At 61.6% G+C, this 7549-nt stretch carries 7 protein-coding genes; 4 read left to right on the top strand and 3 right to left on the bottom strand.

The genetic code is table 11. The features are described 5' to 3' along the window. Nucleotides 1–136: 136 nt before the first annotated feature. Nucleotides 137–418: a hypothetical protein gene (locus ACTJK4_RS19075; RefSeq protein ID WP_316869418.1), complete on the top strand. Its 282-nt coding sequence runs from the start codon at nt 137–139 to the stop codon at nt 416–418. A 661-nt stretch (nt 419–1079) separates the two neighbouring features. On the opposite strand, the gene ACTJK4_RS19070 is transcribed toward ACTJK4_RS19075, so the two are convergent. Beyond that, complete coding sequence (locus ACTJK4_RS19070) at nt 1080–1553, bottom strand: helix-turn-helix domain-containing protein (protein WP_440818669.1); 474 nt, start codon at nt 1551–1553, stop codon at nt 1080–1082. Nucleotides 1554–1897: 344 nt separating this feature from the next. On the opposite strand from ACTJK4_RS19070, the gene ACTJK4_RS19065 reads away from it, so the two are divergent. After that, nucleotides 1898–2917 (top strand): response regulator transcription factor, encoded by a 1020-nt coding sequence (locus ACTJK4_RS19065; RefSeq protein WP_440818668.1) that lies wholly within the window; start codon nt 1898–1900, stop codon nt 2915–2917. Between the two features lie 137 nt (nt 2918–3054). On the opposite strand, the gene ACTJK4_RS19060 is transcribed toward ACTJK4_RS19065, so the two are convergent. Further along, nucleotides 3055–3519 (bottom strand): Lrp/AsnC family transcriptional regulator, encoded by a 465-nt coding sequence (locus ACTJK4_RS19060; protein WP_316881556.1) that lies wholly within the window; start codon nt 3517–3519, stop codon nt 3055–3057. A gap of 133 nt (nt 3520–3652) precedes the next feature. Here ACTJK4_RS19060 and ACTJK4_RS19055 point away from each other — a divergent pair, with 133 nt between their 5' ends. Together ACTJK4_RS19055 and ACTJK4_RS19050 are read left to right on the top strand one after the other, a co-directional pair. Continuing rightward, entirely contained in the window at nt 3653–4699 is a 1047-nt protein-coding gene (locus ACTJK4_RS19055; protein ID WP_440818667.1) for a zinc-dependent alcohol dehydrogenase family protein, read from the top strand. Between the two features lie 207 nt (nt 4700–4906). After that, nucleotides 4907–5647, top strand: coding sequence for a response regulator transcription factor (locus tag ACTJK4_RS19050; protein ID WP_440818666.1), 741 nt, complete (start codon nt 4907–4909; stop codon nt 5645–5647). Between the two features lie 350 nt (nt 5648–5997). Here the strand turns inward: ACTJK4_RS19050 and ACTJK4_RS19045 are convergent, their stop codons facing one another. Next, complete coding sequence (locus ACTJK4_RS19045) at nt 5998–7179, bottom strand: YopJ family acetyltransferase (RefSeq protein ID WP_440818665.1); 1182 nt, start codon at nt 7177–7179, stop codon at nt 5998–6000. Between the last annotated feature and the right edge of the window lie 370 nt (nt 7180–7549).

Here is a 7549-nt window from a genome sequence, read left to right as displayed (position 1 = left end):
GGTGGGTGGCTCCTCACTCAACCAGAGGCAAGACAATGGATCAACCGACCCAAGCCGTACCCATCCCACGCGGGCATCGCCCTGCAAATTGCTGTTCCACCTGCATCGCGCAACGTCCTCCGTCCGGAGGTGCCCGATGAGCCTTGAGACCAACATCCTGTATGCACAAGGCGCCCTGAGCGCGCGGGATTATCTGCGGCGCACGCAGATGCACATGAAGATGCACCGCCAGTTCGAGCCGCATACGCTGCGCTTTGAGCTTCAGTTCCACGTCAAGGACAAGGCCCTCGATTACCAGGCCGGGTTCATGGACGCGATTGGGGCCTACATGCTGACCACGCTCGATGGTGTGACAGTTGACCTGTACCGGTGGGAAGTGCTGCAAGTGCTGGACCGCGTGAACCGCAAGAAGAAATAACTAAAACAGCAGTAAAAGCGAACCCGCGACGGGCGGGGGCGCTAGCGTCGGGCGCAACGCCCAATCCTTTACGTGCCGAGCCCAGCAGGCCGAGCACGACACTCAAAGGCCCGACCGCCACGGTCCGAGGCCCATACGCCGAGCGCCAACACCCAAGCGCCGCTCTCAGACATTCAAAATTTCGAGCTCAAACACTCGCGTGCCGAGGTTAGAGGGTCGACTGCCGAGCTAAAACTGTCGAATGCCGCCCTCAGAGGGCGGAGCGCCGCTGTCCGAGGTCCGATACATCGGAGCTTTGAGAGCCGAGCGCCGAGCTCGGAGCTCGGAAGATGGAGTTCAGAGCTCGACGCGCCGAGCTCGGAGCTCGGAACGTGGGGTTCAGAACTCGACACGCCGAGCTCGGAGCTCGGAAGATGGAGTTCAGAACTCGACGCGCCGAGCTCGGAGCTCGGAAGATGGGGTTCAGAGCTCGACACGCCGAGCTCGGAGCTCGGAAGATGGAGTTCAGAGCTCGACACGCCGAGCTCGGAGCTCGGAACGTGGAGTTCAGAACTCGACACGCCGAGCTCGGAGCTCGGAAGATGGAGTTCAGAACTCGACACGCCGAGCTCGGAGCTCGGAAGGTGGAGTTCAGAACCCGGTGCGCCGTTAGATGCCCCGCTTAGCTCACCTGTTGGCTGCGTTGATAAATCGTCGCCAGCTCCGTGCGGTTTCGCGCACCCAGCCGCGCGAGCAGTTGGCGCATGTGGGTTTTGACGGTTTCGACGCTGATATGCAGTCGTTCCGCAATCTCAGAGTTCGAGCGGCCGCAAACCACCTCTTGAAGAATGTCGTGTTGGCGGCGCGTAAGGGGCCTGGGCTCCGCATGGGCGAGCAATGTGTCAGCACCCACGCCGCCGGCCGGCACGGGCGGTTGCAATGCGCCGTTCAGCATCTGCTGCACATCTTCCAGCGCCATCGGCTGCAACGTGGTCTGCGATGGCAGCCAGGTGGAGTCGTTCAGTAGCGAGCTGTCCAGAAATATGACGGCCAGCGGTGCGGGCGCCGCGTCCCAACGCGCAACCATGGCGGTTGATGGAAGGCTGGTGCGGTATAAGTCCGGCAGGCTGGTCGACGATAGTAGTGGCGCTGGCATGCGGGTTCCCCCCAGAAAAGCACGATGCAACTTCGGTTAAGGCCGCGGGGTGCCGGTTCAAAGCCAACAGACAGTCCTCCGCAGGCGCAATATCGCAAAATCGGGCGGCCGGCAACCATCGCTATGGATAGCGATGGTCAGTGCGGGGCGGGTGCGTTACGCGGGGTGGGCCAAATCCTGCTTTGACCAGAAATCAGCAGCGCTCGGCACCACTAAGGTGCACCGGCTATAGCCCAGCGCCGTTATGCCGATAGTCTTATTTGTATTGGTGCTGACACGCGTGACCAGATCACCACACCGAATTCCCAGACTCAGCACCCGGTAGTAGGCCGGCCAAGCCATTGATGGATCTTTCCACTGCAGAATTGCGTGCGCTGCTCGATATCACGGGGCGTCTTCATGAGCCCTCGAGCGGCAGCCTTGTCGAACGCCCCGAGCTGATCCAAAAGCTCGGGTCGCTGCTGCATGTCGATCTCATGGCGCAGTTGTTCTGGTGGCCGGGCGGTGCCCACCACCCACATTCCAGCGCCTTGTGGGGCCGGGACCAGGGCATGCGCGCCGAGTATCGACACTATTTCCATGCACTCGATCCGATCGCGGAGCTGCTCCAAGACAGCTTTGAACCCGTGGTGATCGAGCGGAAGATTTCCCGTGCGGAATGGGGCCGCTCGGAGTACTTCACCGACTATCTCTGTCGGCATCAGGCGTATCCGGGCGTCAGCCTGCGCCTGCCCTACGCCAACGGGATGCTGCTGGACTATCGATTCAGCACCAGTGACCCAAAAAAGCGTTTCGGCGAGCGAGAGATCTTGCTGCTCAGCCTCCTGAAGCCGCATCTGCTGAATGCCCAGCAGCTTCGCGTGATTCAGGAGTCGGAGGAAGTCGGCGCCGATACCGAGATGCACACGCCCACGTTTGAGCTGAACGGCACGTCGCCACCCCAGCCTAACGCAAAGGCCCGCGCCATCCTCGCCGGCGTCAGCAGTGAGGAGCGTGATGCGCTCTATGTCGAATTGGCTGCAGTCGCCAACGGATCGCGCGACGCGCAGTGGAACGGCTTCGAGTTTTGCGTGGAGCGGCCGGGTGAGGACAGCTGCGTCGCGCCGGTGTATCGGGTTCACCTGATCGCGCGGGTGGTGGGGTCGTCTGCGTGGTTCCAGCAGCGGTTTGGCGTGACCGCGCGCGAAGGCGAGGTCTGCCACCTGATGCTCAAGGGCATGTCAGACAAGCAGATCGCCCTGGCCCTGAACATCAGTTACTGGACGGTCCGCACCCACGTCGGGCACATCATGAGAAAGGTGGGCGTGGATTCACGCAGTGCCATCGGCCTTGCCGCCATCACAGTCGGCGGACTACCGAAATAATGTATGTGCGCGTGCACATGTGTGCTGTGCGGGCAACGGTTTGGTTGCTGGAAATTCAAACATCCTCAAATCGGTTTCTTAAAAAGACGTTGGTCTGGTGACGCTGCGCCGCAGCAGAGCAGCAGAGCATGAAAGCCTCAGACAATCGGCAACCGCTTGGTCGACTTCACCTGACGAAGCGAGATGTTCGAGCGGATGCCAAACACACCGGGCAGCTTTCTCAAGACCTTTTCAACGAAGCGGCTGTAGTCGTCCAGATCGGTGGCGACCACCTGGAGCAGGTAGTCGGCTTCGCCCGTGGTGTTGTCGCAGGCCAGGATGTTGGGGCTGGCCAGGATGAGCCGTTCAAACTCCGCCGTCACCTCTTCGGTGTGTTGGGTGCACATGATCTGCACGTAGGCCATCACGCCCATCCCAAGCTTGCGACGGTCGAGCGCCGCGTGATAGCCCTCGATCAGGCCCGCATCATCCAGGCGCTTGAGCCGCCGCCAGCATGACGCTTCACTCAACGAAAAGCGCTCCGCCAGCTTGGCATTGGAGACGCGTCCGTCCTGCTGGAGCTGATCCAAAAGGCCCAGATCGATGGTGTCGAGTGCTTCCATGAAATCTCCTTTCCACGGCGTGTCGGAATTGGAAAGGGCGCTTCGAAAGACTCCAGAAACGCCCTCAAATTAGAAAGGTACTTTCGGCTGCTGGGGCTTATATTGCAACGCTTATCCGCCAAGCGTTGCAATCATGAAAGCCATTGTCTACGAAGCCTTCGGCGCCGTGCCGAAGCACATGAACGTTCCCGACCCGACTCCGGCATCGGATGGCGTGGTCGTGCAGGTCATGGCCAGCGGCGTCTGCCGCAGCGACTGGCACGGCTGGATGGGCCACGACACGGATATCGAGCTGCCGCACGTGCCGGGTCACGAGCTGGCCGGCGTGGTTGCGGCGGTGGGCGCGGATGTAACGCGCTGGAAGGTCGGTGACCGTGTAACGGTGCCGTTCGTGGCCGGCTGTGGTCACTGCCCCGAATGCCATGCGGGGCATCAACAGGTGTGCGAACAACAGTTTCAGCCCGGCTTTACGCACTGGGGCTCGTTTGCTGAATACGTCGGCATTGGCTATGCCGACCTGAACCTCGTGCGCTTGCCTGATGACCTGGACTTCACCACGGCGGCCAGCCTCGGTTGCCGCTTCGTGACGGCGTTTCGTGCGGTTGTCGACCAGGGCAAGACCTCGGCCGGCCAATGGGTTGCGGTGCACGGGTGCGGCGGCGTGGGCCTGTCGGCCATCATGATCGCCAACGCCATCGGCGCGAATGTCGTGGCCATCGACATTTCTGACAGCGCGTTGGAGTTGGCGCGTGCGCTCGGTGCCGTCGCAACGGTCAATGCATCGCGCGAGTCTGACGTGGTTGAGGCCGTGCGGGGCATCACGCAAGGCGGCGCGCATGTGTCGCTCGACGCGCTGGGCAACCCCGCCACCTGCTTCAACTCCATCAGCAATCTGCGCCGGCGTGGCAAGCATGTGCAGGTTGGCCTGATGCTGGGCGATCACACGACACCCGCAGTGCCCATGAGCAAGGTCATCGCGCATGAGCTGGAGATTCTGGGCAGCCACGGCATGCAGGCCCATCGCTATGGCCCCATGCTCGACATGATCCGCACGGGCAAGCTGCAGCCTGGGCGAATGGTGCGCAGGGAGATCAGCCTCAGCGCATCGATCGAGGCATTGACCAACATGAACAGGTTTGAAGCCGCCGGGGTGACGGTGATCACGGATTTCTCATCCTGATCCTTTGACCCTTGGCGCCTGTCACGGCTGCCGCTGGGTGGTGCTGAGCGGATCACATGGGCTGCCGCTCAATGGTCGAGGGTCGGCCGCCATCGCCGCCGCATCGCTAGTCATAGGGATGGATGAACACACTGTGATCGCTATCCTGTGGCGAAACACAACAGCGGGGTAGACGTGTTGATCAGCCCCGCACCGTCGGGGCTTGCCATGAAATTTGCCGTACTCACCACCAACCCATCCAGTTTCACCTACATAGCAGCATGCCTGTCTTCGCAGGGCGTAACCTGCGTGCGGTTCGACGACGCATTGACCCTGATGCGCATCGGGCATACCGAGGCGTTCCAGGTGGTGATGATTGATGCGCAGCAGTTCGGCTCTGCCGCCCGGCTGTTGCTCTCCGGGCGCGAGCGCAACGCCAATCTGTGCCGGCCCACATTGGTGTTTGGCGACTTTGCCAGCCGCCACGAAATCCTCGGCGCTTTCGATGCCGGCATCGACGACATCATTTCCGGCCACTTCACTGCCGAAGAGTTATGCGCGCGCGTGCAGCGCATCCTGCGCGGGGCCGGCAAGTCGACGCAGGTCGCCATCGATACACAGCTTGTGGCCGGGCCCTACCGTCTATGTCGCCTGACCCGCACCGCCACATTGCACGGCGTACCGATCCGCCTGACCGCACGCGAATTTGCCACGGCGTGGCTGTTGTTCTCTTCGTCCGGGTCGTTTCTGTCACGCCAGCAGATCGCCTCTGCCGTATGGGGCACAGACGCCAGCATTGCAGAGCGCTCGATCGAACAGCACATCTACAAGCTGCGCAAGAAGCTAGGCTTCGGCCAGGCAACTGGCGTCGAGCTCAAGACGGTGTATTCGCGCGGCTATCAGCTGGCCGTGCAGCCGGCAGCCGAGCAGTCGGAGGGCATCGACCCGAACGCGAAGCTGGCAGCTTGATGTGTGCGTGCCGGTTCTTACGGGGCCCTCTGATGGTCTTCGGCTGTGCCCGTTACCCCAGCACAGCAATGGCGTTGAAGCGAGCTGACTGGGTGGCGTTGACCCAGTTAGCGGGCAAGCCGTTGGCCACGACCGGCTAGCTCGTACTCTATTGCGGCGTTATGTGTCGGAAACCAGGTGACGTCGTCATGCCGGTCACGATGCAGATCGCTTTACTGGTGATGGAGGTTGCGCAAATCCTGTTGGAGCACACGTTCAGGCGTGTGGAGGCCGGTCTCGAGCTCTATGTGAGGCGTCCCGACCGATAGGCGATCGCTTGCCTAACCCAAGCTCAGCAGCGGCCAACGGCCCTATTGCTTCGACAGTTCCTGGCTGGCACGCGACACAAGGTGCGCCATCTGTGCCACGGCTTGTGGTGGTGCCGTATCCAGATAAGCCATCGTGCGCTGGATCATGGAGACGCGCTTGTGCTCAATCGACGTGCTCAATCGCGCTGTCTTTGTCGGCGCCGAGGGCACGGTCGCATTCGGGTCCGCGCGAGCCAAGATGACGCGTTCTTTGAGGTGTCGGTTCGTTCTGTCTTGTAGTGTCTCGTCGCGCTTGTTCACGGGTGTGGTCGACTGATCCGGATGGCTTGCCAAGTAGCGTTTGACCGAACTGCCGGCATGGCTGTGCTTCATCATGCGGGCGTCGATCAGCGGTGCCCCGTCCAACACGAGCAACGCACCCAGCTCTTCTGTGGTCTTAGCGCGCGACACCAACGGTACCGGGTCTGTGCCGTCTCGTAACGCGTCATGCAGCGCCGAAAAATCGCCTTCTCGCGCGTGCATCTTCAATGCAAGCGACATTGAGAAGATTCGGCAGTCAAAAGCGGATTTCTGCAAGTCCACAGGGATGAACGCACACTTTGCGTGCTCACCGGCTTCCGTGCTGATGTTGTCAGCGTACTGGTCGTACTCGGTTTCGTCCTTTTCCTTGCGTAAGGGATCGACCACGATCACGGTCGTTCCTTGCGCATCCTTTCGGATATCAGCCGCCCTGGTGTGCGGGCCGTCGTTGACGATGGCCCTGTATCGCCCGTGTGGCGCAGATTCGATAAACGCGCCGAAGTTGTGTGAATTCGTTAGCGGCGGCAGGTCGTCTTCGTGGTCGTCATCGACCCCGATTTCAGCTGTTTCCATATGTAGGGCAACCAGGTTCAGCCCCGGATTGCGCGCGTTCTCTGCCGCCATCAGCAGCGGTGCCAGTGCCCATTCCACCTTCTTGATCGGGAACTTGGTGACTTCCAGATCGAGATTTCTGTCCAGCGCCTGCTGCAGCATGGTCAGTGGCCTTTGCAGGGTGCTGCGGATCTTCGCCCTAGCGTGCTCAAGGGCAGCCTGTTGATGCGGCGTCAGGTTGGGGCCGCTTGCGGTCTGAAGCGTTTGTCCCATGCCGTGCCGGTCGACGGCGGGCTGCTTGCCGGCCGCGCGAACCTCGCCTGCGGTCTCGCCGTACCAAGAGTGCCTCAGCAAGGGATGCTCGATTCCCATTCTTTCGAGGGTCGGACGATTGTCGAGCAGGGGCGCGTTGGGCTCGGTTGAAGTCGAAGCGCCCGCGTCACGGGGGCCCGGTGCCGCAACGCTGCCGAGTTGAACGTGCCGAAATACCGGCCTGCCAGAGGCTTCTGCGGTATTGAGCCGTTGCCTGCGCGGCGGTGGCATATCGGGGGCATCAGCAGGCGCTCTCCGCACACGATCCGGTGAACCGGTCGTGGGTGCTCCAGAGGTGCTGGGCGCACTGCTGGTTGGCACCGTCGTACTGCGGGAGGAGGTGGCGTTATTGACGTTCATGCTGGCTGAGGCGTTGTGGGGTTGACCGCACCGCAAAAGATTGACGTGAGAGGCAACGCGAGGAATGTCG

This window comes from Ralstonia sp. 22111 (assembly GCF_052045895.1).
Lineage (GTDB): Bacteria > Pseudomonadota > Gammaproteobacteria > Burkholderiales > Burkholderiaceae > Ralstonia > Ralstonia wenshanensis.
Note: the sequence above shows the minus strand (reverse complement) of the source record. Positions and strands in the feature narration are given on the sequence as shown.